This window comes from Cuspidothrix issatschenkoi CHARLIE-1 (assembly GCF_002934005.1).
In the GTDB taxonomy this organism is placed as follows: domain Bacteria; phylum Cyanobacteriota; class Cyanobacteriia; order Cyanobacteriales; family Nostocaceae; genus Cuspidothrix; species Cuspidothrix issatschenkoi.
In genome coordinates, this window is record NZ_PGEM01000158.1 from 1 (window position 1) to 26,935 (window position 26,935).

Here is a 26,935-nt window from a genome sequence, read left to right on the forward strand (position 1 = left end):
TAGGACTTACGCACTGTACAAATTAACCATGATGTGCGTGAACGAAAATCCGTCGTTTCAGGCTTTTGGTGATTAACTTCTGTTCAATAGCGAACTGCTTGCAGCAGCGCTTCGCTATCGCTTAAAAATCATCAAAAGATAACCTTAAAATGCCCGAAAACCATACCCCATATTTGGTTGATCCTGTCAATGCGTAAGTCCTAAATTTATTCAATACCTTGTCCATTTTCTAGTTTGTTGGGTTAAGCGACAGCATAACCCAATCTATAGATCAAGGCTTTTTCCAATTTGGACAAGGTATTGCTATTTTTTGGTTTTACAGAGTCAAAGATTGAGGATTGGTTTCAATCAACTTCGCTAAATCTTGCAAGAATGCTGCCGCATGAGCGCCATAAATAATGCGGTGATCACAAGTAATAGTCACTTGCATTTGTTGACGCACACCAAATAAACCATCTGGTGTAGCTACTAGCTGGGGACGAGATGCACCAATGGCTAAAATAGAACCTTGTCCGGGGGGTAAAATGGCATCAAAGGTATCTACACCAAACATTCCTAAGTTAGAAAGGGTGAAAGTACCACTGTTGTATTCGGCTGGTTGTAGCTGTTTGGTTCTAGCGCGGTCTACTAAAGATTTCCAATTGCGAGATAAAGAGTAGATATCAAATGTGTCTGCATTTTGTAAAACTGGTGTAATTAATCCACCATCATCCATAGCTACTGCTACAGAAATATTAATATTCGGGTGGTTTACCATGCCCTGATCTGAGTAGCTGGCATTAAGGATAGGATGTTTTTTCAGGGTGACGGCTACAGCTTTGGCTAATAGCGCTGTCATTGTCACACCTTTGGACTTAACTTGTTTGTAGAGTTTATCTAGTCCATCTGTGGTAATGGTGTAACTAACACGGAAAACAGGTACAGATAGACTAGCAACCATGCCCCGCACTACGGCATTTTGTAAGGTGGTAAATGGTACTACTTCACCAGAACCAGCATTAGTAACTACTGGTGCGAGTACAGGTACAGGTGCGGCTACTGGTGTGGGTGCGGCTACGGGTGGGGCGATGGGTGCAGTATAAATCACAGGTTTAATTTTGCCACTTGCAATTTCTACGTCTTCAGCAACGATCCGACCGTAGGGACCACTACCTTTGAGAATATTCAAATCAACTTTGAGTTCTTTGGCTAATTTGCGGGCGCGGGGTGAAATAACCACTCTGCTTGATTGATGGTTAGAACCATTTTGAGATGCGGTGACAGGGGCGGCAACTGCACCAACAGCCACAGGTACAGGGGCAAGTGTGGGGGGAGCAGCATTGCTACCTGCATTGGCTAAGGATTGGGCTGCGGCTATTTCTGCCTCTGTTTCGGCAATATAAGCGATCGCCGCACCGACTGGGGCAGTTTCACCAGCCTGAACAATGATATGGGCAAGATATCCTTCATAAAAGGTTTCTACATCCATATCCGCCTTATCTGACTCGACAACCACCACTGTTTCGCCTTTTTCCACTTTATCTCCAGGCGACTTGACCCAAGATACTATTTTACCTTCGGTCATGGTGGAACTCAGCGCCGGCATAAATACTTCGTTAATGCTCATAATGGTGGTTTCAGAATCAAAATTTTGTAACTTGGACTTTAACAGTTGTTATTAGCTAAAATTGTATCTCGCTCAGAGAATTTTAGATAAAAATTTATATGTTTGGGGAGCAGGGAACAGGGAACAGGGAACAGGGAACAGGGAACAGGGAATAGGAGAAAAGATTTTACCAATTACCAATTACCCATTACCCATTACGTATTTAGATATCACCGCGAATTTCTTCGACGATCCCATCACGTAGTACAACTTCAACCTGCATTTTACTAATCAAGTTATCACCCGGTTCAATGCGGAAAAAGCTTTCCATTTGAAATTGGTTAACTTCTTGATCTAATTCCAAAAATTGAACTTGCTGGAGGTTTTGCAGCATTTGATTTTTCTGCTCTAGCAGTTCACTTTTCTTTTGATTAACTTGCAATTGAATATTGTCTATTTGTTGCAGTGTTTGGGGTGCTGGTGGTTGAATACTCTGTTTTTGAATGGCGGTGATTGCTCGTTGCCCTTCAATATCTAATTGTTGTAGTTGTTGGTCAATTTCATTAATCTGACCTTGTAATTGTTGTTGTACTTCGTCTTTCCAGAGGGGGGTAACTATCGCTTTAACATTTATTGGGCGTTTTAAAAGCAATTGAGGGTTAGGGGCATCCATAAAAATTGTACGTTCACTCTTAATAGTTTGTAATTTGGAGAGGAGTTCAGGAGTATGGCTAACGCCACGCTATGCCTGATGCCTACGGCACGCTACCGCGAACGGCACAATACGTTAACGCTATCAGGAGTTCAGGAGTCCGAAGTTCAGGAGGAAAGAAGAATATTAGTTTCCGTTCTGCTCCCCTACTCCTGTGATCCCGTGATCCCCTACTTCCCTACTCCCGAATAAAATCTGCTTGGGAAATTATTTGGTAAACATTCCGTTAATAATATCGCAATATCGTTCCATGACAACGTGACGACGAATTTTGAGCGTTTGTGTCATCATGCCATTTTCAATTGAGAATTGTTCCTCAATTAGTTTAAATGGTCCAATGCGATCATCGGCTCGATAACCGGGACGGTTTTGGACTTCCCGATTTAATTCTTGACGGAATAAGTCCTGGACTATTGTACTCTCCAAGTCAATTTTTGCCATACCATTTTGAGTTTGTTGCCATTTTTCTAAGGCTTCTAAGTTGGGAACAATTAAAGCCCCAATGCTGCGTTGATCTTGTCCTACGAGCATGATTTGATCAATGTAGGGCGATCGCAAACAAACATCTTCTATGGGCTGAGGTTCAATGTTTTCGCCATTACTCAAAACAATTGTATCTTTTGCCCTACCGGTTAATACTAGATCATTTTCCGGTGTTACCCAACCTAAATCACCGCTATCAAACCAGCCTTCTGGATCTATAGCTTTCTTTGTGGCTTCGGGATTTTGATAATAACCTTGCATAATTTGGGGGCCTTTAAGCAAGACTAAACCCCGTTCTCCTACGGGTAGGGGTTTACGGGTTTCTGGATGGACAATTTTTACTTCTGTACCCGGAATTGGTTGCCCTGAAGAACCTCGGAAGTTACGCCAAGGACGACGGGCGTTAGTTACGGGGGAGGTTTCGGTTAAACCATAGCCTTGTAAAATCTCCACGCCGACAATTTCAAAAAAGGTATCTATATATCCAGGTAGCGCCCCACCGCCACTAATAATATGCTTGATTTGTCCACCAGTGGCCTCTCGAACTTTGCCATAAACTAATTTTTCCCCTAGTTTATGGAAGGGTAATAAAGCTAATTCTGTAATTTTAGCTTGCGATCGCTCTAAAACTGAAGCATGAATATGATTTAAACTCAATCCCTGGCTAATTCGCCGCGCTTCCACATATTGCTGACTTCTTGCCAATAAAAACTGAATCAACTGCTGTTTGTTGGCTGGTTGTTCGCGGAATTGCTTTTGCACTCCTTCATAAATTGACTCCCATAGTCGTGGCACAGCAATCATATAATTGGGCTTGAATTTCTTTAGATCCCCTTTAACAGAACGCAAATTAGTGTAAATTTGGGTACAGCCTTGAGAAAGTAGGAAATACTCACCACTGCGTTCATAACTATGCCATGTAGGTAAAATACTGAGGGCAACATCTCCTTTTTTCGGCTGTACTACTGTTCCCAAACTTTTAACTTGGTGGAGTAAATTTTTGTGGGACAGCATTACACCCTTGGGTTTTCCCGTAGTTCCAGAAGTATAAATTAAAGTCGCTAATGCCTCCGTATTAATCTGAATGGCTGCTAAGGTATTGTTACTACCAATTTCTACTAACTGGGAAAAATTCACCACCTGAAAATTCATTTCTGTGGGTGGTGTTTCATCAGAAAGGAGAACTACCAATTTAATTGGTAATTCATTCAGTCTATCTCCTAGCTTATTCAGAGTTTTGATATCTTCAACTACTAGGGCTGTACTGCCACTATGGGCAATGATATAGAGTAATTCTTCTCGTTCTGCTTGGGCGCTACGGACTGCATTTACCGCCCCTGCGGTCATAATACCTTGATCAGCAATAAACCAGCGCGGACTGTTATCAGCAATGAGGGCAACTCTTTCACCATAGGGGAGAGAGTCACTATTGTTCATGTTAATGCCTAAAGCCTGTAAACCTGAGGCAAATCTTTGGATTTGGGATGCAAGCTGACTATAGGTAATTTTTAATTCTGGTTTGGCGTGGGGGTTATGCAGGGCCACTATATTGGCAAATTGCCTTGCTGCTAAAGGCCAAACCTCTGGTAATGATTCTACCTTACTGTAATCAGCCAAACTTTGTAACGCCAGACGTTCTTGCTCAGAAATGTTAGCTAAGAAAGAATTTGCAGATTGGGTTTTTGTCATAAATGCTACTTTAAAATCAAACAAATTGGTGATTTTTTCAACTTAGATAATTCTATTCCCTACCTAGTTTACATATTAATCAATAACAATTACTGATTTATAGCCCTTCCCTCTGCAAAAATCTATGCTAAACCTATTTCATATAAACTAACTACTATGGTCTGGCTGGATTTATGGCCATATTAGCCATATATTTTAGTATCTAGGACTGTACAAATCAACCATGATATGTGTGAACGATATTTGGTTGTTTCAGGCTTTTGGAGATTAATTTCGCATCAATAGCGAACTGCTTGCAGCAGCGCTTCGCTATCGCTCAAAAATTATCAAACGATCACGTAAAAATCCCCGAAATCCATACCTCATATTTGGGTTATCCTGTCAATGCGTAAGTCCTAATTTAATTTTCTTATATCAAATTAAATATATTCAAAACTTAGAAGTGATATAAATTACTGTTAATGTTGCAAAATTAAGATGTAGCAGGGAACAGAGTTGAAAGTCATGAGAGTGTATAGTTTTTTAGGTAAATTCTGTATCTCATTCAAGTGCATACCGCTATATATACATCACCAATTAACAGGAGGAATTATTTATGACTTTAGTAGATGGTATCTTTTTAACATTAGTAAATACAGCTATCTGTTTAGTTTTACCCAAGCTGCTATCTTTAGTTCTATCTGTGAAAAACTAAAAATCAATATCATCTTTTAGAGATTTTTGTTTTTCCCGTCGCCATTTTGCCCGGACTAAACGAATTTCATCAAAACTGTAGCCTTCACCTAAGTTATCGCGAATAGGAGTGAGTGAAATATCACCCACAACTTCTAAAATGTTCCAGATTTTCTTTTGGCGTTCTAAAGGTACTAATTTACTTAAATCTAAGGATTGTTTTTTCTCAATTAAATTTGAGAGATGATTGATAATTGTACCAGATTTAACGTTGCGTTTTTGGGCGATTTCTTCAATACTCAAACCTTGGTTATATAAATCTAGTGTAGTTAATTCTGTATCGGAAGGGGAATCAGAATAAGAGGAGGAGTTAACTCGATTAATAGTTTTTTCTTGTAACCCTTGTTGTTGACAATAGGCTTGAATTTCTGCTAAAAATTTTTCGCCATATTGGGCTAATTTATAGCTACCAACCCCGGAAAGATTGCCAAATTCATCTAAGGTTTTAGGTTGGCTTTGTGCCATTAATTTGAGGGTAGAATCATGGAAGATGACGTAGGGAGGTACTGCTTGTTCGTCTGCGATTTGTTTACGAAGCGATCGCAATTTTTGCATGAGAACTTCCACATCTGCGGCTTTAGTATTTCCAGCTTCCCAAGTAATTTTTTGGACTATAGGAACAGCAATAGAAACTGAGCGTTGTTTCCGCATCACTTCCCAACTTAAAGGATTAAGTTTAAGAACTGAATAACCATCTGCGGTTTGTTCTATTAAACCTTGATGTAATAGTGATCTTCCTAACATTCGCCATTCATCTGCTGTTTTATCTTTACCAATGCCGTAGGTAGAAAGTTGATCATGTTTATTCAGGAGAATTTTTTGATTTTTGCTTCCTCGCAATACATCAATAATATGTGACATCCCAAATCTTTCTTTACACCTAGCTACACAAGATAGAAACTTCATGGCTTCAATAGTCCAATCTTGTACAGGTTTAGGATAACGACAATTATCACAATTTCCACAATTTCCCGGAAATCTTTCCCCAAAATAACTTAATTGAATTGTACGTCTACAGTCTGTTCCTTCTGCATAATCTATAACTTGTCTTAATTGCTGTTTAGCTATTAATTGTTCTTGGGGATCTGTTTTTTGATTGATACTCCATTCAATGGTTTTAATATCACCATAATTGAAAAATAGTGTACATTTAGAAGGCTCATTATCTCTACCGGCTCTCCCTGATTCTTGATAATAACTTTCTAAATTTCGGGGCAAGTCAGAATGGACAACAAACCGCACATCAGGTTTATTAATGCCCATACCAAAGGCAATTGTTGCCACCATTACCCGCACATCATCCCGAATAAACCGAGTTTGGTTTTTTGATCTTTCATCATCACTTAACCCAGCATGATAAGATAAAGCGGAAATTTTATCATTTTGGAGTTTTAAAGTTAGTTCATCAACTTTTTTACGGGTTAAGCAATAGATAATTCCTGAGCCTTGATTTTCTCGAACTATTTCTAATATTTCTGAATAGGGATTTTTACTTTTAGCCCGCACTTCATAATAAAGATTTTGGCGGTTAAAACTAGCAATGTGAATACTTGGTTGTTTTAATCCTAATTGTTCGATAATATCAGCCCGAACTCTATCTGTAGCGGTAGCAGTTAGGGCAACTGTAGGAACATCTGGATAACGTTTTCTGAGTAACCTTAATTGCCGATATTCTGGGCGGAAATCGTGTCCCCATTCTGATACACAATGGGCTTCATCAATAGCAAAAGTAGAAAGACCAACTTTTTCTTTAACTACGTCTAAAAGTGGGAGAAATCGGTCACTTACAAGCCGTTCTGGGGCAACATAAAGTAATTTCACTTTACCATTCATGATTGCTTCTTCACGGGAGCGAACTTTATAAGAGTTGAGACTACTATTGAGAAATGTGGCAGAAATGTTATTATTTTGCAGTGCTTCTACTTGATCTTGCATTAAAGCAATTAATGGTGACACTACCACAGTTAAACCTGGTTTCAAAAGTGCCGGTAATTGAAAGCACAGAGATTTACCCCCACCTGTAGGCATGACTACCATTAAATCACGATTTTCTAGCGCATCTTCGATAATTTGCCTTTGTCCAGGGCGAAATTGATCATAACCAAAGTGATGTTTTAAAGCTGTTTCTAAGTGGGGGTACTGAAGCATGGTAGATAGCTGTTGCGTCTCTAGGTTGTGATGAAGATATGAGAATTTTAACTCACGTTGGGTAAATAGTTCTTTCCCAAGTATGGAACTTTTGAGGCATATTCACATACACCTGTTTTTATAACCATTCCTCATTTTATCAAGAAGTTGGGCATATTATGGTTCATGATTAATGTAGGATTACTATACTAGGGATAAAAGTTGAATGTAAATAAACTATGATTTGGACGGAAATTGATACCCATATTAGCCAGATTACTGGTGAAAAATTTGTAAGTCAGCAACATTTATCTATTAGTGGCGGATGTATTAATCAGGGTTATGCAGTCAGTGATGGCAGATTAACTTACTTTGTTAAACTAAACCAAGCTTCTCAAGGAGAGATGTTTGCCGCAGAAATGCGGGGTTTACAACAAATGTATAAAACCCAAACTATTCGCGTTCCTAAACCACTTTGTTGGGGAATTACAGGCAATTCTAGCTATATTATTCTGGAATGGTTAGAAATGACTAGTGGTAATCATAAATCTTGGCAAGAAATGGGCAGGAAGTTAGCAGCAATGCACAAAACCACAAGTAATGAAGGTTTTGGTTGGGATGTGAATAACACCATTGGTTCTACACCTCAAATTAATAACTTCTGTGATTCTTGGATTGAATTTTATACTCAATATCGTTTGAGTTATCAATTTCAGTTAGCAAAAAGACGGGGTGGAAGTTTTCCATTAGCAGATAAGTTATTAGCAGCTATTCCCGAATTATTAGCAGATTATCAAATTCAACCTGCTTTAGTACATGGAGATTTATGGGGAGGAAATGCGGGTTTTACGGTGGAAGGTGAACCAGTAATATTTGATCCAGCAACTTATTTTGGAGATAGAGAAGTTGATATTGCGATGACAGAATTATTTGGTGGTTTTCCGCCGGCATTTTATCAAGGTTATGAAGAGGTATTTCCTTTAGATAAGGGATATGAAACCCGAAAAACACTCTATAATTTATATCATGTTTTGAATCATTTTAATTTATTTGGTGGTGGTTATAGTTCTCAAGCTAATCGTATGATTGAGAAAATTTTAAGTTAAAATAGGTGACTGTTGATGGTTGACTGGGGGAGAAATTTATATGGTTCTTTCTCCTGACTTGAATACCACCGCACTGAAATTTACCTCTACTACCTTCTTTTGATAAGCGTTCGGCCAGTCGCAGATTTTGTTTATGAAAACAAAAAAAACAAAGGAAATTTTATTTTCTAACTTCCCTTGCTGTTGATGAATTAAAAATTATTTAACTTGTATTTTAGGTATAATTAACCAACAAATGCTAACCGAGGGGCTACTTCCGCAGGACGCTCTACACCCTTGAGGTAAGCAAGAACGGTATCAGCATCAGATACTTCAAAGGGGTCTGTAGGACAGTTATCTTCAAAACCAGGTTCAATGAACATTTTTTCAATTTCGCAGTTATTGACAACCATTGCATAGCGCCAAGAACGCATTCCAAAACCGATGTTAGATTTATCAACTAACATTCCCATTTTGCGGGTAAATTCTCCACTACCATCTGGTAACAAGAATACATTTTTAGAACCTTGTTGTTTACCCCATTGGAACATTACAAATGCGTCATTAACTGATAAACAAATGATTTGGTCAACACCTTGGGCTTTGAATTCTGCATATAGTTCTTCGTAGCGAGGCAAATGGGTAGAAGAACAGGTGGGGGTGAATGCACCAGGTAGAGCAAATAATACTACTTTCTTACCGGCAAAAATTTCTTGAGTGGTTAAATCTTTCCAAGTATAAGGATTTGGTCCACCAATAGATTCATCCCGAACACGAGTTTTAAATACTACATTTGGAACGTGAGTGATAGCAGTCATAAATACCTCTTTGTTAGATGGAAGATTTTAACTCGTGTTGCTGCTTGATTGCTGGGCATCAATAGCTTATTAGGACTTACGCAAGTGTCACACCAAAAATCTGTTGTAGGGTGTGGTTCGACAAGCTCACCAACAACGTCAGACTGCATAAATCATGTAAATAAACAGATTGTTGGTATCTAACGCACCCTACCAATGTGCCAGTTGCGTAAGTTTTAGTTTACCTTACAAATCAGAATAATTCTGATTTAGGAATTAGTCAATAGTCATAAATACTTATTTTATAATGTATTTTTTAAAAGGGTTCAGTTCTTATTACAGAAAAGTTATAATGGAAGCCTATATCTTTATATAGTTAAGTAAATCCTATGCAGCAAAAAGCTAATGATATTATCAAAACCTTGAAAAATAAGGGGTTGCGAGTCACCCCCCAAAGATTTGGGGTTTATGCCAACCTATTAGCAAGGAAAGATCATCCTACGGTTGATCAGATTTTGCGGGACTTGAATCAGGAAGCACCTACATCCTCCCAAGCTACGGTATATGCGGCACTTCAGGCTTTGCGTGAGGTGGGTTTAGTGCGAGAAGTGCTATTAGAAGAAGGAATATGTCGTTATGATGCCAATGTTGCATCCCATCATCATTTCCGATGCAACTGCTGTGGTGCAATTGAAGATATTACTTGGAACACTTTCCCCAGTATTGATATCAGTCAACTGCGGGAGGGGTTAAAGGTGGAACGATATGAGGTGACGGTGGAGGGAATTTGCGATCGCTGTCACTAAGTATAAATTAGTCCTAGTTATGTCTAATGTCTATTAAATAAGGAGTTCAGAAATATTACAAATTTTTGCAACTCCTAAATAAGTATGAAGATTAGTAACATCTTTAATGTAAAAATACATAAATATTTGCAAGTCTAATATAGATTATGGAGGGAAACGAATAGATTGTTTTCCTCCATAAACGGTATTTAACGCAACATACAGCAATATGTGTACTGTAAGATAATCATTTTCGCTTAGTTGTGCTACGTCGAGTTGAGCGGTTTTCGTCATCCAGAAGACGGCGATCGCGCCAATCTGCTAATGTTAGATAAATTACACCACCAGTGACCCCTACTAGCAAGACTACAGCAAATAAAGCCAAAATGCTGAGAAATGGACTTTCCACGATGATTCTATAGTCCGTTGCGTCCCCAAACTACCATAGCAATTGACCAAGTAAACACGGTCAACAGTGATACCCAACCCAGTGTCAAAATCATAGTTCTACTTTTCAAATAATTACAAAAGGTTTCTAATATTTATCATACTGGGAAAAGGCGGTTGATTCATTAACTCTATCGGAGGTTTGGCAATATCATGGAATTGATGGCAGAACGCTTAGAATCCCTCAAAGCGGGGGTTATTGGCAGTATATCTTTAGGTTTGGCTTTCCTTGTCACCACTTTGATCAATATTTTCTGGCTGGAAAAGTATTTTCCTATACTTAATAATGCTCAAATTGCACCTATAAATATAGAGATGTTATTAGGTGGTATCATTGCGGGCTTTTCTGGTTTTTTATTTGGTGTTACATACCGCTATATTATCCGCATAGATACAAATCCTCACCTCAAAACTGGGGGAATTTGGGCTTTTGGTTTGGTAAGAGGATTAACTCAAATAGAAACCGGTTGGCTTCTTAATAATTCTATTTTCCCTTTTTTAATCTTAGCAGGAGAAAGTATTCTCTGGTTTGCTCTGGCGGCTATTGCGTTAGATACTGCAATGTTTAAAAAATGGCTTAAACCTTTTTCTTAAACTTAAATTGTTCTCCTCTAATAATTTAGGAGGAGGAGCAATGATATACTTTTAAATACTGTCTAAAAACGGAGGAAATATTAAAAAATTGTTTTTCATCATTTTCTAATTTGGTTAATAAAAATCTTCTGGTTAATGATTGTAACCCGTTAATTATATCTATTGATGACAATGATAAATACTGTTTGATCTCATCTCTAGATATAGGTTGATCATTTTGACTAATTGTTAATAATATCCCTTTTTCAATATCTGATAATCTTATCCAAATTGAATCAAACAGAGATTTAAAATCTTCTGTTAAGATTAAACTATTTTCTTTGATAAATTCTGATACTTCACCCTGAAATACATCCTTAATTAAGATACTGATATACTGTAAATATTTAGGATGACTTTCATATAAGTTAATTAATTCTAGCCAAGTTTCTTGATTTTTTAATCCTTGATTTTTTAATATTTCTGTAGCTGGATGATTTAACCCTGATAGTTCTAAACAATGAATTGGGTAAAGTTCATTATCTAGGGATATCATTTCTTGGCATTTTTCCTGACTAATTAAAATTAAACAACTTTGATGTTCAATTTCTGTAATCATTTGCAGGAAGGTTTGATAATTTTGATATTCTGGTTTATATTGTCCAGCAAATTGACGGTTAACAAAGATATTTTCTAGATCATCTAAAATAATCAAACATTTTTTATTTCTCAAAATATTAAATATTTGATTGAATTTATCATCTATCGTTTCTTTAGCTTCTTGTTGACAAACATTCAATAAATCATCAATAAGTAAATTTAGGGACTTAGGAAATTTAAAATTTCTCCAAATTACTACTTCAAATTGTTGAATATTTAGATCAACAAATCGTTTTACAAGGGTAGTTTTACCAATTCCCGATAATCCTAAAACTGAGATTAAATGAGTATTTTGATTTAATATCCAATTAGATAAACATTCTAATTCTGTTTTTCTTCCATAAAACCGCATGATTTTAGGGGATAAAGTTAAATCATGGTAAGAAGATTTAGATTTTTCTGTATTATTATTTTCTTGATAACTCAGTTTTTCATAATTAGAATAACAATTAATAGTATTATTTCCAAAACTAACAATCTTGGAACAATTTGTACCTCTTTCTAAAGTCCAGCAAAAATTAGATTTATTAATATCTTCCCCTAAAATTTCAGATAAAATTTTAAATAAACTCCTACTTTCATCACCAATATAACCCTCATCATAATCATACATATTGGCAATTTGTTTATAAGTTCTACCTTGAAATAATTCCTCAATTATCTTTTTTTGTAGGTCGTCTAAATGTTTATCAGTCTTAGTAAATACTAAATTATCCACAAATTGTAAAATTTCTGTAACAGTCATAAAAGTTAGATGAGTTAATAGTTTTAGCCATTATAACTCAATCTGTTGCCAAATTATCAGGGTTTTTCAGGTTTTTACTTAATACTTTTTAACAAAACATCAGGGAATACCCCAGATTTTCTGGTATGACAAAAAAGTAATTAGGTATAAAAATGATTAATCAGGGTTAATTTAAGCAAAATAATTGCAAGAAAACAATGGTTAATCAACTTTACTATGGCGATAATTTAGAAGTTTTAAGACGTTACATTAAAGATGAGTCTGTTGACTTGTGTTATATTGATCCTCCTTTCAATTCTAAACGGAATTACAATCAAATTTATAATAATATTGGTGTAGAAGATAAAGCGCAAGCTCAAGCATTTATTGATACTTGGGAATGGGATGATCACGCTATTCGGGGAATAGATGAAATACTTACCAATTATCATGGTTTATTTACTCAACAATGTATTGCTTTAATTTCAGGTTTAACCAATGTTTTAGGAAAAGGAAGTTTACTGGCTTATTTGGTGAGTATGACTTTAAGGATAACAGAAATTCATCGAGTTTTGAAACCTACAGGAAGTTTTTATTTACATTGTGATCCTACTGCTAGTCATTATTTAAAATTAGTATTAGATGCGGTCTTTTGTAGCAACAAAGGAATATATCAGAGTGAAATTGTCTGGAAAAGAACTACTGCACATGGAAATGCAAAACAAGGAGCAAAAAAATTTGAAATTAATTTTGATACAATTTTTCTGTATTCTAAAACTAATCAATATACTTTTAATACAATTTATAGACCTTTTCAAGAAGATCAATTAGAACAGCAATATAACAAAGTTGATCAGAATGGTAGAAGATATAGATTAGTAACACCTACAGCAGCAAAAGGAGGTGGTGATACATCTTATGAATTTCATGGTGTAAAACCTCCTAAAGGCAGATTTTGGGCTTATTCTAAAGAAAATATGGAAAAATTTTATGAAGACAATAAATTATATTTTAGCAGCAGTGGACAACCTTATATTAAATATTATTTAGATGAAAGACCTGGTGTTGCTGTTATGTCTTTTTGGGATGATATTAAACCTATGTCACCAACTTCAAAAGAACGTTTAGGATATCCAACACAGAAACCAGAAGCATTATTAGAAAGAATCATAAAAGCCAGTTCTAATGAAAATGATGTAATATTAGATGCTTATTGTGGATGTGGTACAACTATTGCAGTTTGCCAAAAATTAGATAGACAATGGATAGGAATTGATATTACTTATCAAAGCATCAGTTTAATTTTAAAAAGATTAGAAGATAGCTTTGGTAAAGAGTTTGTAGATACTATCAAACTGCATGGTATTCCTAAAGATATAGAAAGCGCGAAAGCATTAGCAAATAAAGCAGATGATCGCACTCGTAAAGAATTTGAAAAATGGGCAATATTAACTTATACTAATAATCGAGCCGTAATTAACGTTAAAAAAGGTTCTGATAAAGGAGTAGATGGAACTGTTTATTTTCAAGGTGATAAAGGTGAACCAGAAAAGGTAATTTTTCAAGTTAAATCTGGCAAAGTTAAATCAGGAGATATCCGAGATTTATTAGGAACAATGACCCTAGAAAATGCCAGTATAGCCATATTTATCACCTTAGAAAATCCTACAAAAGATATGTTAAAAACCGCCAAATCTGCTGGATTTTATCAAAATAAACTCATGACTCATAGTTGTGATAAAATTCAGATTGTGACAGTTCAAGATATTATTGAAAATAAACAAATATTCACTATGACCTTAGCTTTTGAAGTTCTTAAAAGTGCCGAAAAACACAAAGAAGTAAAAGTTAATCAAATAGAAATGGACTTAGATATTTAATATCTTTTGAGTAGGTTGGGTTGAGGTAACGAAACCCAACATTTATATCTAATTCTCATCAAACAATTGAATTACTAACCTAACTAATAATAGCGATAGATCACCACTAAATAGGAATTCTATTCTTCAATTTCCCAATCTTCTATTTTCAAACCTTCAACTCTGACAAATTCCTTAGTATTATGAGTCACCAAAATCAAATCATGAGACAATGCAATAGAAGCAATTAATAAATCATTATAACCAATAGGAGTACCAATATTCGCTAACTGCGCCCGAATTTTACCTGCATTTAAAGCTGAAATATCATCTAAAGGTAAAGAAATAAATACTTCTAAAAATCGCTTTACTTTTGCCCAAACTTGATCAGGATTATCACTTCTCATTGCTCCATAAAATAACTCTAACTTGACAACTGAACAAACAGCAACATCTTCTAAATCAGAATTTTCTAACTTGCTGCGAATAATCAAATCTTCATTCAGATATTTAATACATACATTTGTATCTAACAAATATTTCATGATAATTTAAACTCCTCTAAATCATCAAAAACACCTTCAGAATCTATAGTTAAAGGAGTATCTTTTAAACATCCTGATGTTTCTTCAAAAAAATTAGCAGGCCAACCTTTTCCTTTTGGTTTATTTTCCTGTTGAAAATCAGCACTAGGTTTTAAAATAATAGTAATGGTTAAATCAGTATTAACAATATTTACAGGAATATCTAAATGTAATATTCCATCTTGACCAACATGAGAATTTAAAGTTATTGTTTCCATAGCATTTAATTTATATGGAGTGATTTTTGCTAAGATATACCTAATTATACATCAGATATTTAAAATTGCCTAAATAAAACTCCTAATTTTGGGTTACGTAACTATGATGTGTGTAAAATTATCACGGATGTGCAATCTGCTGTAATAATCATAATAATTCTAACTCCTCTGTAGTACCATCAAACAAAAGAGTAAATAAGCCAATTTCTTTCATTTCTTCAATGTAAGGAGGGTTTTCACTTTTCCAATGATAAGCTAAATCTCTTAACCAAGATTGAGTTAAAGTTATTAAGGTAGATTGATAAATGATTCCTTCGATACTTTTTGGATTATAATATCCTAAAACCTTTTTTGTATCAAATCTGGCTACTTCTGCAAAGGTTGGACTCTTAAAGATTCTCATGACATGAGAATTAACAAACATTAAAAAAGGAATATGCTGATATTGTTCCATTTTTAAGATATTCAGATCCGGGGAAGAATACATACCCGAAAATCTCACGTCTATCATCAAAATAGGTTGTTCATCCTGATCTTTAGCCACAATTGCTGGATTAAAATCAATGGCGGTTGGTAGTTGTATTCTCAACATGATATTTTACCCCTTAATTAACCAAAGTTTATATTTTCTACCATTATAATTGAACTTCTGAAGTTAGAATCACATAATTATTTATGCTTTAAGTTTATTTTTCAATCATATTTAATCATCACAAAAAATATAGTGATGTTCTCGCCTAAAACACATATATGCTCATTTTTATGGATTTTTCAGTAATAATTAACTTAAATTAAAAAAAATTAATATAGATTACAAATGATAACTAATATCATATTTTATTAATTTTATCAGGCAAAATAAGCAGTATGCTTAACAATAGGCAACCTAGTTGTAACTTCACGTAATTAGGCGTAAAAAAACTTAATATTTATCACTCTTATGCTAATTGGTATTAGTTATACTGCTAATTAGTTTTAGTTAATTTATGCCTAAATACTTAACTGGGTTGTTCAGCACATCAGAACAAACATTCTGTTAGCTTGTGTGGCGCAGCCATCGCCCAATATTAGCAGCAAAAACCACAAAAACCTTCACGACAAAGACGTAAAAATGATACAAAAAATTTTGCTGGCTGTCTCCGGTTTGGGACACGCGGAAGAAATGCTCAAAAACTTGAAAGAACTACCTGCATTTCGCGGTGCGAAAGTCACAGTTCTTCATGTTGTTCCACCACAAAGCACTGCTGCTGTAATGACGGACAAATGGGAAGAAGGCGGCAAAATTCTTGCTAAAGCTATCCAGTATTTAAACTTAGATCCTAGTCAAGTTTCTTCCATTTTGCGTCAGGGTGATCCCAAAGATGTAGTTTGTCAAGTAGCTGAAGAAATGGATGCTGACTTGATTATTATGGGTTCACGCGGATTAAAACGATTACAATCAATTTTATCCAATTCTGTCAGTCAGTACGTTTTTCAGTTGTCTTCTCGTCCTATGTTGTTGGTGAAAGATGACATTTACGTAAAAAACATTAAACGTATTATGGTGGCAATGGATGATTCTAAGGCTGCTAAAAACTGCTTGAATTTAGCCTTGTTTTTACTCAGGGGTGTTACCGGTGGACAATTGGTTTTAGCTAATGTCAATACGGATTTAGGTGGTAAATTATCTGGTGTTACTGATTTTAAACCAGAGAGAAGTTCTGTATTAGGAATGGCTGTGGCAGAGGCGGAAAAACAAGCTGTGGCGGTGCGTTGTGTTACCAGCAGTGGTAAACCCGGTGAAGAAATTTGTCGTTTGACCAATGAATTGAATATAGACTTATTATTGATTGGTTCTCCAGACCGTCGGCCATCTATTGCTAAAAGTTTTGTGGATATAGATCGGCTTATAGGCGCGTCTTTATCTGATTATGTTCGTGTTAATGCTACCTGTCCAGTTCTCTTGGCGCGAACTGCTGGATAACAAATTTGTAGGGGTTTAGCAGTGCTAAACCCTTACCCAAACATTTGTATTATTTAGGACTTACGCAGGTGTCACACCAAAAATCTGATGTAGGGTGCGTCAGACAGTATAAATCATGTAAATAAACAGGTTCTTGATATCTGACGCACCTTACTAATGTGCCAGTTGCGTAAGTCCTGTTATTATTGCAGCAGTTTTCATGTCTTTAGTCCACAGGACGGGCGAAGCATTCGGATGATACTCTTGGTTAAAAACCAATAATTTATGCTCCGAATGCTTCGCCCCTACATTATACAAATTAGCCCTGGGGTTTTTATTTTATAGTTCGAGTATTAACTATCTTTTCCACCGATACTTTTTTGCTAACTAATGCTAACAAATACATAAGTTGAGATTTTTCTCTCAACCAAGGCGTATCAACCAATGCACAAAGATAAATTCCTCGCGCACTTAATAAGTGTTTGCCGTGCTTGGTTCTCGCACAAAGAAGCAAACTGAATTAAGAGTATTATATTTTCTTGACGCAGTGACTATCTTGATTTACAGAGGAATAGTTTGCCAAGATGGTATTTCTCCAGATACTCTTAATTCTAAATAGCTTACAAGCTATAGGTAAAATATATCATACATCTGGTGAAATCCGACCGCTTTTCACCAGTGGTATGTATGCCATGGGGAAAGTAGATCGTTAGTTAACGAAAGTTAGCAAATGGTTAACCAGCTAATTTCCTTCTCGGCTGGCAGTTTGGATGTAAAGAACGATTAAAAACACTGCGGGTACTAACACGAACAAAATGCTCGCTACGAAACCCAGTTCATTAACTTGCATAGCAAGATAGCCTTTTGTGTAATTTCCTGTCAACTATTTTAGAATACCATCATAGATGACAGAGTGAATCCAAATTTTTTGGTTAGTAAATACTAATTTTGAATTGACTGCAAAATTTAGGGTTTGGTGATCACACTCACGGATCCATTCACTAAGGTTTGACAAGCAAGACGGTAGTTATCAGGCTTATTTTTGAATTTGCGGTTTTCTAAATCTGTGCGTGGAGACAGGTTTTCTAGTCCTTCGGCAATTTCCACAATACAAGTAGTACATTGTCCAGCACCACCACAATTGGTCATTTTACCGAAAAATTTATAAATATCAATCCCATTTTCTACAGCTTTGAGTCGGAGATTAGCACCATCGGCGGCTATTATTTCTTTATTCTCTTTGACAAATTTGATGTTTCCCATAGTAGATTTCTGGTGATGGAGTATATGACTGAATTAATTATATTGATTTATTGCAAAATATTAAGAAATATTAATTGGATAATAAAAAATTAGGACAGGTGTATGTTACCTGTCCAAAAAATTGGCGATGGGTAATTTATCTGAAACCCACTGCTGCTTGCCAAACAAATGCAAGTAACAAGAAGAAGACGGGAATAACAGGTAAAACATCTACCAAGGGGTCGAAGATTTGGTAAGCTTCAGGGAGTTTTGCTAGTAATAGTGCTGCTTCCATGTTTGTTTAAATCCACCTAATATGCCAACATAACTTTAATATGTGAGATGTATCTTAACATGGTTGGGTGATCCAATTTTGGATTTTGGATTTTGGATTTTGGATTTTGGATTGATGAAGCTAGGTGGAGGTGAGATCGGTTTTTTCGAGATCAATTGCTGATGGTTCTAGCCAGTGACCAAAATCTGTAACAAAGCGATCGCTCAAAATTGATTCTCGAATCTTTTGGGTAAAGCGAATCAATTCGGTGATGTTATGAATAGTCAATAAGGTATAAGCTAATATTTCTTGCGATCGCACTAAATGAGATATATAAGCACGACTGAAATTTTCACAGGTATAACAAGGGCAAGTTGTATCCAATGGTGTAAAATCTTCACGAAATTTAGCATTTTTGAGATTCCACCGTTCACCGCTAACAATAGCTGTTCCATGTCTAGCCCATCGGGTAGGAATGACACAATCAAATAAATCTACACCAGAAGCGATGGCGATCGCCATTTCCCGATAAGTCCCCACACCCATCAAATAACGGGGTTTATTCACTGGTAACAACGGCGCTGTAGTTTGGACAATTTGCGCCATTAAATCTGTAGGTTCACCCACACTCACCCCACCAATAGCATATCCCGGCATATCTAACTCCGCCAAATCTTGAGCAGCACGGGCGCGTAAATCTAAATATACCCCTCCCTGAACAATGGGAAACAATGCTTGATCTTGGCGTTGATGGGCGGATATAGAGCGTTTTAACCAACGATAAGTTCTATCAGTTGCGGCTTCTACTTCCTGACGAGTGGCAGGATAGGGAGGACATTCATCAAAAGCCATGATCACATCCGCCCCCAAAATGTTCTGAATTTCAATAGAACGTTCTGGGGTTAACTTAATCATTTGTCCATCATGAGGTGAGCGAAAAGTTACACCTTCTTCAGTAATTTTTCGCATTTCGCTCAGACTAAAAACCTGAAATCCGCCGGAGTCTGTGAGCATGGGACCATGCCAACCCATAAACTTATGTAGCCCACCACCACCAGCGACAATGGCTTCTCCTGGTTGGAGATGTAAATGATAGGTATTAGCTAAAACCATCTGCGCTCCCGTTGCTCCCAGTTGGGCAGGGGTGATAGTTTTGACATTAGCTAAAGTTCCCACAGGCATAAACCTGGGTGTTTCTACGATACCGTGGGGAGTAGAAAATATTCCGGCTCTAGCTTTGGTCTGGCTACAGGTAGCGAGACTGGCAAAGGAAAAATTGGCACTCAAGAGAAAAATACTATTTCGCTAAATTTATTCACCAACTTAACATTTTCTCGGTTACTTCAGGCAGTGGGTGGGGGTTTTTATCCTGTAAGGGTCAGACCCTGCAATCCACTATCACCCAAAAGGGTATATGATTTCTTTAGTTAAAGTTTTCTGATAGCGTAAGGCAGTGTACATACACTACGTTCTTAGATCCTTTCTTCTTGCCCCTGCTGACTCGGTGACTGGTCACTGAGCGATAGCCTGCGTGGCGTAGCCATAGTCGAAGTGATGACTCCCTTAAAACTAATCACAACAGTCATCATCAATTTCTGCATCCCATCTAGCTGCTAAGACTTGATCCATCATTGCCTCTATGGCAGTGCAATTAAATTGCCGATCTCGTCTTTCCTGGAAGGGTGTGGAAAGAGGAATTAAACGCAAACACATTTGCTCTTGGGTCAAATCAAAATAAACCTCTTTTTGGGGAGACTGTTTTAATTCTAGATAATCAAAACTGTCCACATTCAGATAGAGGGCATTATTCGCGACTAAAGTAGAGCGATGGGGATTCGCAAATACTTCCATTACATCTCCGTTACCCTCACTAAGTATCTGATTATCTTGGGTATAAACATAGCGAACTCTACCTAAATCACTTAGTAAGCGGCGGATATCTAATTTATCAATAATAATCCCCGTGTTGACTATACACGGTGCTGGTATTTTCATGTCGGGTAGATGATGACTCATATAGGAATAGGGTTTGATGGAAGGTGAGTGACAACGCAGCCAGACAGTCAATGAAACAGTCAATGAAATAGATAATTAATTCCTTATATTTCCAAAATATCAAGTTTAGGGGGCAATCGTCCAATCATCGGGGGCAAATTGTCGGTATGGGAATAATTGATGATCGGAACTCTTATATTTATGAATACTCGGAATATTTTGGTTAATTAAATTCTATTTAAAGTATGGCTAACGTTTTACGCTGGTGGCAACAGCAATTCTTACATCTAGTAGCGGCTGTAATTTTCTATACTGCTATTCCCCTACCCTATTTGCAAAATTTGGACTTCCAACGGGTTGCTTGTTTCGCGCCGATGATTGGGTTGATGATTGGTAGTATTTTAGGTGGGTTAGATGTGGGATTAAATTATATTGGTTTACCATCACTAACTCGTAATGCTTTGGTAGTAGGTGCGTGGATTGCTATTACAGGAGGGTTACATTTAGATGGAGCGATGGATACGGCCGATGGTTTAGCAGTGGGTGATCCTAAACGCAGATTACAGGTGATGATGGATAGTGCCACCGGTGCGTTTGGGGCAATGGCGGCTATTATGATTATTATTTTGAAAATAACAGCTTTAACAGAGATAGCTGAAAACCATTATTTAGTATTGATGTCTGCTTGTGGGTGGGGACGCTGGGGACAACAAATGGCGATCGCCTGTTATCCTTATCTAAAACCTACTGGTAAAGGTGCGTTTCATAAACAAGCTATTCGTTCCTATTTAGATTTATTCCCAAGCTTATTTTTATTACTGGGTTTGAGTGCTGTTATTTGGTTAATTTATCCCCAAAAGTTAGTTTTATCTGTGGGGATGGTTTTAGCTGGGAGTGTAATTTCTGTTGTTACTGCGGCTTGGTTTAATTATCAGTTAGGTGGACATACGGGAGATACTTATGGCGCTGTTGTGGAGTGGACTGAAGCTTTATTTTTGTGTGTAATTACCAGTTTTTGATCTGGATATAATTTGTCTTTATTTATAATGCTGATCTTCTCGTTGCGTGGGGTATAATACCGTTTCACTTTAATAATGATACAAATGCGCAGGTAGGGGTTTAGCTCATGCTTTACCCCTACGACTAATTCATAAGTATCATGATTTTGGTGAATTGGTATAACAAGGGATTTCTTGTGGCACAATTGATAGTAATGATGATCACCAAATCGGTTGAGATTAATCCATACTAAAAACTATTCAGAGTATTACAGAGATGAATAAACTCAGAAACAAGGTAGTACAACGTTTGGAAGTTATCCCTGATGATAAATTGCCAGAAGTTCTTAGCTTTTTAAATTATCTGGCTTGGCAAAGCGAAAATCCTCAAACTCAAGAAGATACAGACTGGCTAGAAAGCGACTTATCAAGTTTAGAAAACTATGAACCTTATGAATGGCAAGAAGGAGAATTAGAAGAGGGAATACCCGTTAAAATTATCGCTGAAACAGGAAAAGTTAAAATAGGTATATGACAGAGCGTATTTTACAAATTGGCGATGTCGTAACTGCCAAATTTCCTAATCAGCTTCCCAGTGGGAGAGAACAAGAAGGTTTCAGACCGGCAATTATTGTCGGGTTGCCAAGCCGTTTAGGAAAACTGCGCTTTCCTCTTGTTTTCGTTATACCAATGACAACAGATAGAGGGCAAGAATGGGCTGTGAACTCTCCTGATTTATATATGCAATTTTCGGCTGGTGTGGCTGGATTAAAATCACCGTCAATTGCTCTATTAGATCAAGTGCGTGCAATTGATATTTCCCGTATTGTGGCATATCGTGGTAGTCTGACATCTGAACAATATACAGCCATTACTCAAGTCATTCAACAAATAATAGAAACTGATCAAAATCAATAAGTTATTGTGAGAGCGATTTGGCAAAATGGAATCAGCATTACAAAAGAAGGGAACAGGGAACAGGGAACAGATAAAATCCAGTTTCATAAATTTTCTTAATCGCGGTTATTGTCCAATGTGTATCAGGAACATCTCCAAAAGGCAGATATGCACGTTTAACTGGTTGGGAAAAAACTGAGACGTGAATACATACCTCTTTTTTTCTACCTCTGAGTCCTCCGTGTTCTGGTAGGTTCGTTCCAAAAAATCCGTTCACAACCCACGGAGGATTCCTATATCTATAATTCCAGAAGTGTTGAATGTTAAGATTTTGATGATATTTTCCAAGTTGTGCATTGGCATTGATGATACCAAATTTGAGCAGTTAATGACTCTATTCTCAATACACAAGAGATTTTACCTGGGTAAAACCCAAGCATCGTAAAGTTTTATTGCAGGATTCAACACTTCTGCTATAATTCAGACTATACAAATTTTATTCAGTAACCAAGAATTTGAGGTAAGATAAATAATAATCTGCCACTAATTCATGACCAATATTATTAATAAACGGGCTGATTTTGATAGTCCATGGAAAGAAATTATCACCGCATATTTTCCCCAGGCAATGCAATTCTTTTTTCCCGAAACCGAGGCATTAATTGACTGGGAACGTCCTTATGAATTTCTCGATAAAGAATTTCAAAAGATTACCCGTGAAGCCGAACAAGGAAAGAGATATGCTGACCAATTAGTCAAAGTTTGGCAAATTCAGGGTGAACAATTGTGGTTATTAGTCCATGTAGAAATACAGGGAAAAAAAGAAGATAATTTCAGTCAACGGATGTTTACCTACAATTTTCGCATTTTTGACAGTTTTGGTCAACCCGCAACCAGTTTGGCGATTTTATGTGACACCAACCGTGAATGGCGACCGAGTAATTACGGTTACAATTATCCCCAGACAAAGTTAAATTTTGAATTTGGTAGTATTAAACTGTTAGATTATGAACCACGGTGGCAAGAGTTAGAAAATAGCAAAAATCCTTTTGCTACAGTGGTTATGGCGCATTTGAAAACCCAGGAAACGCGCTCATATCCCCAAAAACGCAAAATCTGGAAATTCAGTTTAATTCGCAGGTTATACGATTTAGGCTTACAAGAGCAAGATATTCGTAACCTGTATCGCTTTATAGACTGGGTGATGATTTTACCAAAACCATTAGAAAATCAATTGTGGTCTGAGTATAAACAATTCGAGCAGGAGCGAACTATGAGATATATTACCACTGGTGAGCGCATAGGTTACGAGCGGGGAATAGAAGAAGGACGATTTGAAGGTAGACAAGAAGGTAGACAAGAAGGTAGACAAGAAGGAGAACGGTTGGTTATTTTAAAACTGCTCAAAAGGCGCTTGGGTGAATTATCACCGGAAACAACACAGCGTATTCAATCTCTCTCTGTTAATCAGTTAGAAAATCTAAGTGAGGCTTTACTAGATTTTAGTAGTATGGCGGATTTACTTAATTGGTTGCAATTAAATTAATCCTCTTGTTGAAATCCTCAAATATACGTAGGGTGGGTTAGCGACAGCGTAACCCACCATCTAATTAAGTAGTTATGTAAAATAAATTGCATATCTCATACAGCAAGTTGAGCTTGAGTGAGGTACAACTTGTGCGGGCAAGATGCCCGCACCACAAGAGTTCTATTATTAATATCTGTACCTAATGAGATCGGGAACTGCTGTATAATTTATGCTTGTAAGAGCTAATATATATTCCGACTTATTTAATAATTTAGGGATCTATTTATATTTAAGTTAATAGGCAAAAGTGACAAAATTTTTACAGCAGTGCGCCAATTGTATCCCTTTTTTTGGCTATTTTCAATCCGTAATTGTCTGTTTTTTAGTGATATTTTCAACCTGAAAAGGCAATTTTACGGATATCTGTGCGGAAAATACTGTTATTATCAAGCTATATCTCACATTCCGCATAAGCGGAGAATAAAAAAATTATTATCTCCAAAAACATTGTTTGGTAAGGGTTTTCAGGATTTTAGTTCAAAGGAACTATAAAATATTTATTAGGAATTTATCTCATTTATTGAGAATATTTTTGGAGTAAAGTTTGTACAACCCTGAATCTTTCGTGATAATTATTCAGAATTGGATTTTATCTGCGGAATGTGGGCTATATAATTGTATTCAAAAATTGATATTCCAAAATCCAGGGAATAAATTCCCTGTCTTATAGCTAAAGTCGGTTAAAACCGACTATTAGGAACGTAAAGTTTTATTTTTTTAGTTTTATTGAATATAATTTATGATAAATTAATCACGACTTGACAAGTAATACCAGTTATCATGAATAATCGTCAGTTGCTAGAAGTTAGCGAGTATGTATGCTTAGGGTTATCAATATTGGGAACAATAGTGGCTACAGTGACGCAACAAGTAGTTTATGCGGTTATTCCCGTGAGTTTAAGTATAACTTTAAATTTAGTCAATCGTCCTAAGTTGAATTATTCTCAATCACAATCACAAATTGAGCAATTACAGACAAGTTTGCAAAATATCACTGAAGAATTTTACCAAGTAAATAATACCATGAATACCTCTAATCAACGTTTAGAACAAATCGAAGCTTGGAGACAACAACTCAGCCAAATTATTGATCAAACAATTGAAATTGCCATTAATGAACGTTTGGGACAACTTGAAGTTTATAAACAAGAAATTAGTCAAATTATTGATCAGAAAATTCAAATATCAATTCAAAAATTGAATACAGAATTTAATGCAGTTCATCAAGAAATACAAATAGTCAATAATCGGTTACAGAAATTAGATATTTCTCTAGAAAGTTTGAGTTATACTGTTGATCAAGATGAATATATCAGCAATACGGCAGAATTGAAAACTGAATTATCACAAATTAATCAACAGCTACAAGTATTTAATTCTCGATTTGCAGAAATTGAAACTTTTATCCAAAATGGCAATGAAGGAAGTGAACAGCAATTAGCAAAATTACGGGATAATCAAAAAAATCAAAGTCAGGAATTTAGCCAAATTCATCAACAAATAGAAGTTGTTAATTCCCGATTTGCAGAAATTGATAATTCAACACAGAAATTACATCAGACAATTTTAGAACAAAACCAAGAAATAGGTGACATCAAAGAAAAGCAAGCAAGTGAAATTTCCAAAAATAATGACATATTTGATTCTATTAACCAACGGTTGACAGATAGATTCACAGAATTAGATAGTTTATTTACAGCTTTGGTACAACCGTTACAGGTTGAAAATAAATCAAATTCGCAAACAAATCCAATACTGGAAACAGCAAGCCAAGAAAAAGAAGAAATTTCCAAAAATAATGACATATTTGATTCTATTGGCAATTCTATTAACAAATCGTTGAAAACATTAGATGTATTGACGGAATTAAATACTTGGTTTAACCCGGCACAGTTAGGAAATGAATCAAGTATAAAAGAATCAGATAATTATCAAGAACCACTAGAAGTAATTGCTACCACATCTTCATCAAATGACAACACCGAAAAATTAGTATTTGTTCGTACTCTCAAAGGACATGAAAAAAAAGTTCTTGCTGTAGCTTTTAGTCCAGATGGGAGATTTTTAGCAAGTGGCAGTGATGATAAAATTATTAAATTGTGGGATTTAGCAACTCAGCAACATCGCACCTTTGAAGGCCATGGAGAATATTCTGGGTCTAGAGGGATTAATTCTCTAGCTTTTAGTCCAGATGGTAAATTTTTAGTAAGTGGTAGTGATGATAAAACTATTAAATTATGGGATGTAAATTTAGGAATAGAAGTTTTCACTTTTACAGGACACGAAGAAAGGGTTTATGCTCTTGCATTTAGTCCCTTGGGGAAAATTTTAGCCAGTGGAAGTAAAGACAAAACAGTTAAACTATGGTCATTAGAAACAGGAAAAGAAATCTACTCTTTCAAAGGTCATACCGATGATGTTTTATCTGTAACTTTTAGTCCCGACGGTAAACTATTAGCTAGTGGTGCAGGTGGTAATGATAAAACTATCAAGATTTTACAATTAGCTGAAAATGAAGTGAAAACCTTAACAGGACATTCTGATTGGTTTGGAGGGATTACATCTCTAGCATTTAGCCCCGACGGAAAAACTTTAATTAGTGGTAGTCAAGACAAAACTATTAAACTGTGGAATCTAGAAACTAGTCAAGAAATTAGAACTTTATCAGGACATTCTAATCATATTTGTGCGGTCGCATATAGTCCAAATGGACAAATTTTAGCGAGTGCGAGTAAAGATAAAACAGTGAAATTATGGTCAGTAGCTACTGGTGAAGAAATTTCTAGTGTCAAATGTAACAATTCTGTAATTTACTCAATTGCCTTCAGTCCAGATGGTAAAATATTAGCTGCTGGAAGTAAAGATACAACCATTACTTTGTTTCCTATGGCATAAATGCTTCTGTATTTAGGTAGGACTTACGCACAAAGCAATCAAAA

At 36.1% G+C, this 26,935-nt stretch carries 26 protein-coding genes; 10 read left to right on the plus strand and 16 right to left on the minus strand.

The window, feature by feature from the left end; genetic code table 11:
- Positions 1–316: 316 nt before the first annotated feature.
- From CUN59_RS18240 to recQ, 4 genes are all read right to left on the minus strand, one after another.
- Positions 317–1,606, minus strand: a complete 1,290-nt coding sequence (locus tag CUN59_RS18240; RefSeq protein ID WP_104389184.1) for a dihydrolipoamide acetyltransferase family protein — start codon at positions 1,604–1,606, stop codon at positions 317–319.
- Between the two features lie 202 nt (positions 1,607–1,808).
- Entirely contained in the window at positions 1,809–2,258 is a 450-nt protein-coding gene (locus tag CUN59_RS18245) for a YlqD family protein (protein WP_104389185.1), read from the minus strand.
- Between the two features lie 246 nt (positions 2,259–2,504).
- Positions 2,505–4,469: an AMP-dependent synthetase/ligase gene (locus CUN59_RS18250; RefSeq protein ID WP_104389186.1), complete on the minus strand. Its 1,965-nt coding sequence runs from the start codon at positions 4,467–4,469 to the stop codon at positions 2,505–2,507.
- Between the two features lie 690 nt (positions 4,470–5,159).
- Complete coding sequence (recQ, locus tag CUN59_RS18255) at positions 5,160–7,349, minus strand: DNA helicase RecQ (RefSeq protein ID WP_104389187.1); 2,190 nt, start codon at positions 7,347–7,349, stop codon at positions 5,160–5,162.
- Positions 7,350–7,567: 218 nt separating this feature from the next.
- On the opposite strand from recQ, the gene CUN59_RS18260 reads away from it, so the two are divergent.
- Positions 7,568–8,434: a fructosamine kinase family protein gene (locus CUN59_RS18260; protein WP_207765442.1), complete on the plus strand. Its 867-nt coding sequence runs from the start codon at positions 7,568–7,570 to the stop codon at positions 8,432–8,434.
- Positions 8,435–8,658: 224 nt separating this feature from the next.
- On the opposite strand, the gene CUN59_RS18265 is transcribed toward CUN59_RS18260, so the two are convergent.
- Positions 8,659–9,231, minus strand: a complete 573-nt coding sequence (locus tag CUN59_RS18265; RefSeq protein ID WP_104389188.1) for a peroxiredoxin — start codon at positions 9,229–9,231, stop codon at positions 8,659–8,661.
- Between the two features lie 368 nt (positions 9,232–9,599).
- On the opposite strand from CUN59_RS18265, the gene CUN59_RS18270 reads away from it, so the two are divergent.
- Positions 9,600–10,016, plus strand: a complete 417-nt coding sequence (locus CUN59_RS18270) for a Fur family transcriptional regulator (RefSeq protein ID WP_104389189.1) — start codon at positions 9,600–9,602, stop codon at positions 10,014–10,016.
- A gap of 226 nt (positions 10,017–10,242) precedes the next feature.
- On the opposite strand, the gene CUN59_RS21545 is transcribed toward CUN59_RS18270, so the two are convergent.
- Together CUN59_RS21545 and petN are read right to left on the minus strand one after the other, a co-directional pair.
- The gene (locus tag CUN59_RS21545; RefSeq protein WP_165790226.1) at positions 10,243–10,404 is read right to left on the minus strand and encodes a hypothetical protein; all 162 of its coding nucleotides are present in this window, start codon (positions 10,402–10,404) and stop codon (positions 10,243–10,245) included.
- A gap of 7 nt (positions 10,405–10,411) precedes the next feature.
- Positions 10,412–10,498 (minus strand): cytochrome b6-f complex subunit PetN, encoded by an 87-nt coding sequence (gene petN, locus CUN59_RS18275; RefSeq protein ID WP_104389190.1) that lies wholly within the window; start codon positions 10,496–10,498, stop codon positions 10,412–10,414.
- Positions 10,499–10,595: 97 nt separating this feature from the next.
- Here petN and CUN59_RS18280 point away from each other — a divergent pair, with 97 nt between their 5' ends.
- Positions 10,596–11,036 (plus strand): hypothetical protein, encoded by a 441-nt coding sequence (locus tag CUN59_RS18280; protein WP_104389191.1) that lies wholly within the window; start codon positions 10,596–10,598, stop codon positions 11,034–11,036.
- 25 nt (positions 11,037–11,061) lie between these two features.
- Here CUN59_RS18280 and CUN59_RS18285 read toward each other — a convergent pair whose 3' ends face one another.
- Positions 11,062–12,420 carry a helix-turn-helix domain-containing protein gene (locus CUN59_RS18285; protein WP_104389192.1) on the minus strand — a complete coding sequence of 453 codons (1,359 nt, stop codon included), beginning with the start codon at positions 12,418–12,420 and terminating at the stop codon, positions 11,062–11,064.
- 197 nt (positions 12,421–12,617) lie between these two features.
- Here CUN59_RS18285 and CUN59_RS18290 point away from each other — a divergent pair, with 197 nt between their 5' ends.
- Positions 12,618–14,279, plus strand: coding sequence for a DNA methyltransferase (locus tag CUN59_RS18290; RefSeq protein WP_104389193.1), 1,662 nt, complete (start codon positions 12,618–12,620; stop codon positions 14,277–14,279).
- A 119-nt stretch (positions 14,280–14,398) separates the two neighbouring features.
- On the opposite strand, the gene CUN59_RS18295 is transcribed toward CUN59_RS18290, so the two are convergent.
- From CUN59_RS18295 to CUN59_RS18305, 3 genes are all read right to left on the minus strand, one after another.
- On the minus strand, positions 14,399–14,803 hold the full coding sequence (locus tag CUN59_RS18295; protein ID WP_104389194.1) for a type II toxin-antitoxin system VapC family toxin: 405 nt from the start codon (positions 14,801–14,803) through the stop codon (positions 14,399–14,401).
- A complete protein-coding gene (locus CUN59_RS18300) occupies positions 14,800–15,060 on the minus strand; it encodes a hypothetical protein (protein ID WP_104389195.1) in 261 nt (86 codons plus the stop codon). The genes CUN59_RS18295 and CUN59_RS18300 overlap by 4 nt, the downstream gene beginning before the upstream one ends.
- Positions 15,061–15,208: 148 nt before the next feature.
- Positions 15,209–15,652, minus strand: coding sequence for a hypothetical protein (locus CUN59_RS18305; RefSeq protein WP_104389196.1), 444 nt, complete (start codon positions 15,650–15,652; stop codon positions 15,209–15,211).
- A gap of 519 nt (positions 15,653–16,171) precedes the next feature.
- Here CUN59_RS18305 and CUN59_RS18310 point away from each other — a divergent pair.
- On the plus strand, positions 16,172–17,023 hold the full coding sequence (locus CUN59_RS18310; protein ID WP_104389197.1) for a universal stress protein: 852 nt from the start codon (positions 16,172–16,174) through the stop codon (positions 17,021–17,023).
- Positions 17,024–17,744: 721 nt separating this feature from the next.
- Here the strand turns inward: CUN59_RS18310 and psbM are convergent.
- The 5 genes from psbM to CUN59_RS18335 form a co-directional block, all read right to left on the minus strand.
- On the minus strand, positions 17,745–17,852 hold the full coding sequence (psbM, locus tag CUN59_RS18315) for a photosystem II reaction center protein PsbM (protein WP_104389198.1): 108 nt from the start codon (positions 17,850–17,852) through the stop codon (positions 17,745–17,747).
- Positions 17,853–17,968: 116 nt separating this feature from the next.
- Positions 17,969–18,265: a 2Fe-2S iron-sulfur cluster-binding protein gene (locus CUN59_RS18320; protein WP_104389199.1), complete on the minus strand. Its 297-nt coding sequence runs from the start codon at positions 18,263–18,265 to the stop codon at positions 17,969–17,971.
- 136 nt (positions 18,266–18,401) lie between these two features.
- Positions 18,402–18,539: a photosystem II reaction center protein K gene (locus tag CUN59_RS18325; protein WP_006195022.1), complete on the minus strand. Its 138-nt coding sequence runs from the start codon at positions 18,537–18,539 to the stop codon at positions 18,402–18,404.
- A 120-nt stretch (positions 18,540–18,659) separates the two neighbouring features.
- The gene (tgt, locus tag CUN59_RS18330) at positions 18,660–19,805 is read right to left on the minus strand and encodes a tRNA guanosine(34) transglycosylase Tgt (RefSeq protein ID WP_104389200.1); all 1,146 of its coding nucleotides are present in this window, start codon (positions 19,803–19,805) and stop codon (positions 18,660–18,662) included.
- Positions 19,806–20,087: 282 nt separating this feature from the next.
- The gene (locus CUN59_RS18335; RefSeq protein WP_104389201.1) at positions 20,088–20,534 is read right to left on the minus strand and encodes a hypothetical protein; all 447 of its coding nucleotides are present in this window, start codon (positions 20,532–20,534) and stop codon (positions 20,088–20,090) included.
- Positions 20,535–20,758: 224 nt separating this feature from the next.
- Between CUN59_RS18335 and cobS the strand changes: the two genes are divergently transcribed.
- The 5 genes from cobS to CUN59_RS18370 all read left to right on the plus strand — a co-directional run bounded on the left by cobS (position 20,759) and on the right by CUN59_RS18370 (position 26,891).
- Entirely contained in the window at positions 20,759–21,532 is a 774-nt protein-coding gene (gene cobS, locus CUN59_RS18340; protein ID WP_104389202.1) for an adenosylcobinamide-GDP ribazoletransferase, read from the plus strand.
- A 256-nt stretch (positions 21,533–21,788) separates the two neighbouring features.
- Positions 21,789–22,046 carry a hypothetical protein gene (locus tag CUN59_RS18345; protein ID WP_104389203.1) on the plus strand — a complete coding sequence of 86 codons (258 nt, stop codon included), beginning with the start codon at positions 21,789–21,791 and terminating at the stop codon, positions 22,044–22,046.
- Complete coding sequence (locus tag CUN59_RS18350; RefSeq protein WP_104389204.1) at positions 22,043–22,429, plus strand: type II toxin-antitoxin system PemK/MazF family toxin; 387 nt, start codon at positions 22,043–22,045, stop codon at positions 22,427–22,429. Before CUN59_RS18345 ends, CUN59_RS18350 begins: the two co-directional genes overlap by 4 nt.
- Positions 22,430–22,958: 529 nt before the next feature.
- Positions 22,959–23,954: a DUF4351 domain-containing protein gene (locus CUN59_RS18360; RefSeq protein ID WP_104389206.1), complete on the plus strand. Its 996-nt coding sequence runs from the start codon at positions 22,959–22,961 to the stop codon at positions 23,952–23,954.
- 822 nt (positions 23,955–24,776) lie between these two features.
- Positions 24,777–26,891 (plus strand): WD40 repeat domain-containing protein, encoded by a 2,115-nt coding sequence (locus CUN59_RS18370; protein WP_104389208.1) that lies wholly within the window; start codon positions 24,777–24,779, stop codon positions 26,889–26,891.
- Positions 26,892–26,935 lie beyond the last annotated feature (44 nt).

What these genes read in the sequence shown, in the direction of transcription:
- CUN59_RS18240 (WP_104389184.1), bottom strand. Translation starts at nt 1,606, where the DNA reads ATGAGCATTAACGAAGTATTTATGCCGGCGCTGAGTTCCACCATGACC.
- CUN59_RS18245 (WP_104389185.1), bottom strand. Translation starts at nt 2,258, where the DNA reads ATGGATGCCCCTAACCCTCAATTGCTTTTAAAACGCCCAATAAATGTT.
- CUN59_RS18250 (WP_104389186.1), bottom strand. Translation starts at nt 4,469, where the DNA reads ATGACAAAAACCCAATCTGCAAATTCTTTCTTAGCTAACATTTCTGAG.
- recQ (WP_104389187.1), bottom strand. Translation starts at nt 7,349, where the DNA reads ATGCTTCAGTACCCCCACTTAGAAACAGCTTTAAAACATCACTTTGGT.
- CUN59_RS18260 (WP_207765442.1), top strand. Translation starts at nt 7,568, where the DNA reads ATGATTTGGACGGAAATTGATACCCATATTAGCCAGATTACTGGTGAA.
- CUN59_RS18265 (WP_104389188.1), bottom strand. Translation starts at nt 9,231, where the DNA reads ATGACTGCTATCACTCACGTTCCAAATGTAGTATTTAAAACTCGTGTT.
- CUN59_RS18270 (WP_104389189.1), top strand. Translation starts at nt 9,600, where the DNA reads ATGCAGCAAAAAGCTAATGATATTATCAAAACCTTGAAAAATAAGGGG.
- petN (WP_104389190.1), bottom strand. Translation starts at nt 10,498, where the DNA reads ATGATTTTGACACTGGGTTGGGTATCACTGTTGACCGTGTTTACTTGG.
- CUN59_RS18280 (WP_104389191.1), top strand. Translation starts at nt 10,596, where the DNA reads ATGGAATTGATGGCAGAACGCTTAGAATCCCTCAAAGCGGGGGTTATT.
- CUN59_RS18285 (WP_104389192.1), bottom strand. Translation starts at nt 12,420, where the DNA reads ATGACTGTTACAGAAATTTTACAATTTGTGGATAATTTAGTATTTACT.
- CUN59_RS18290 (WP_104389193.1), top strand. Translation starts at nt 12,618, where the DNA reads ATGGTTAATCAACTTTACTATGGCGATAATTTAGAAGTTTTAAGACGT.
- CUN59_RS18295 (WP_104389194.1), bottom strand. Translation starts at nt 14,803, where the DNA reads ATGAAATATTTGTTAGATACAAATGTATGTATTAAATATCTGAATGAA.
- CUN59_RS18300 (WP_104389195.1), bottom strand. Translation starts at nt 15,060, where the DNA reads ATGGAAACAATAACTTTAAATTCTCATGTTGGTCAAGATGGAATATTA.
- CUN59_RS18305 (WP_104389196.1), bottom strand. Translation starts at nt 15,652, where the DNA reads ATGTTGAGAATACAACTACCAACCGCCATTGATTTTAATCCAGCAATT.
- CUN59_RS18310 (WP_104389197.1), top strand. Translation starts at nt 16,172, where the DNA reads ATGATACAAAAAATTTTGCTGGCTGTCTCCGGTTTGGGACACGCGGAA.
- psbM (WP_104389198.1), bottom strand. Translation starts at nt 17,852, where the DNA reads ATGCAAGTTAATGAACTGGGTTTCGTAGCGAGCATTTTGTTCGTGTTA.
- CUN59_RS18320 (WP_104389199.1), bottom strand. Translation starts at nt 18,265, where the DNA reads ATGGGAAACATCAAATTTGTCAAAGAGAATAAAGAAATAATAGCCGCC.
- CUN59_RS18325 (WP_006195022.1), bottom strand. Translation starts at nt 18,539, where the DNA reads ATGGAAGCAGCACTATTACTAGCAAAACTCCCTGAAGCTTACCAAATC.
- CUN59_RS18335 (WP_104389201.1), bottom strand. Translation starts at nt 20,534, where the DNA reads ATGAGTCATCATCTACCCGACATGAAAATACCAGCACCGTGTATAGTC.
- cobS (WP_104389202.1), top strand. Translation starts at nt 20,759, where the DNA reads ATGGCTAACGTTTTACGCTGGTGGCAACAGCAATTCTTACATCTAGTA.
- CUN59_RS18345 (WP_104389203.1), top strand. Translation starts at nt 21,789, where the DNA reads ATGAATAAACTCAGAAACAAGGTAGTACAACGTTTGGAAGTTATCCCT.
- CUN59_RS18350 (WP_104389204.1), top strand. Translation starts at nt 22,043, where the DNA reads ATGACAGAGCGTATTTTACAAATTGGCGATGTCGTAACTGCCAAATTT.
- CUN59_RS18360 (WP_104389206.1), top strand. Translation starts at nt 22,959, where the DNA reads ATGACCAATATTATTAATAAACGGGCTGATTTTGATAGTCCATGGAAA.
- CUN59_RS18370 (WP_104389208.1), top strand. Translation starts at nt 24,777, where the DNA reads ATGAATAATCGTCAGTTGCTAGAAGTTAGCGAGTATGTATGCTTAGGG.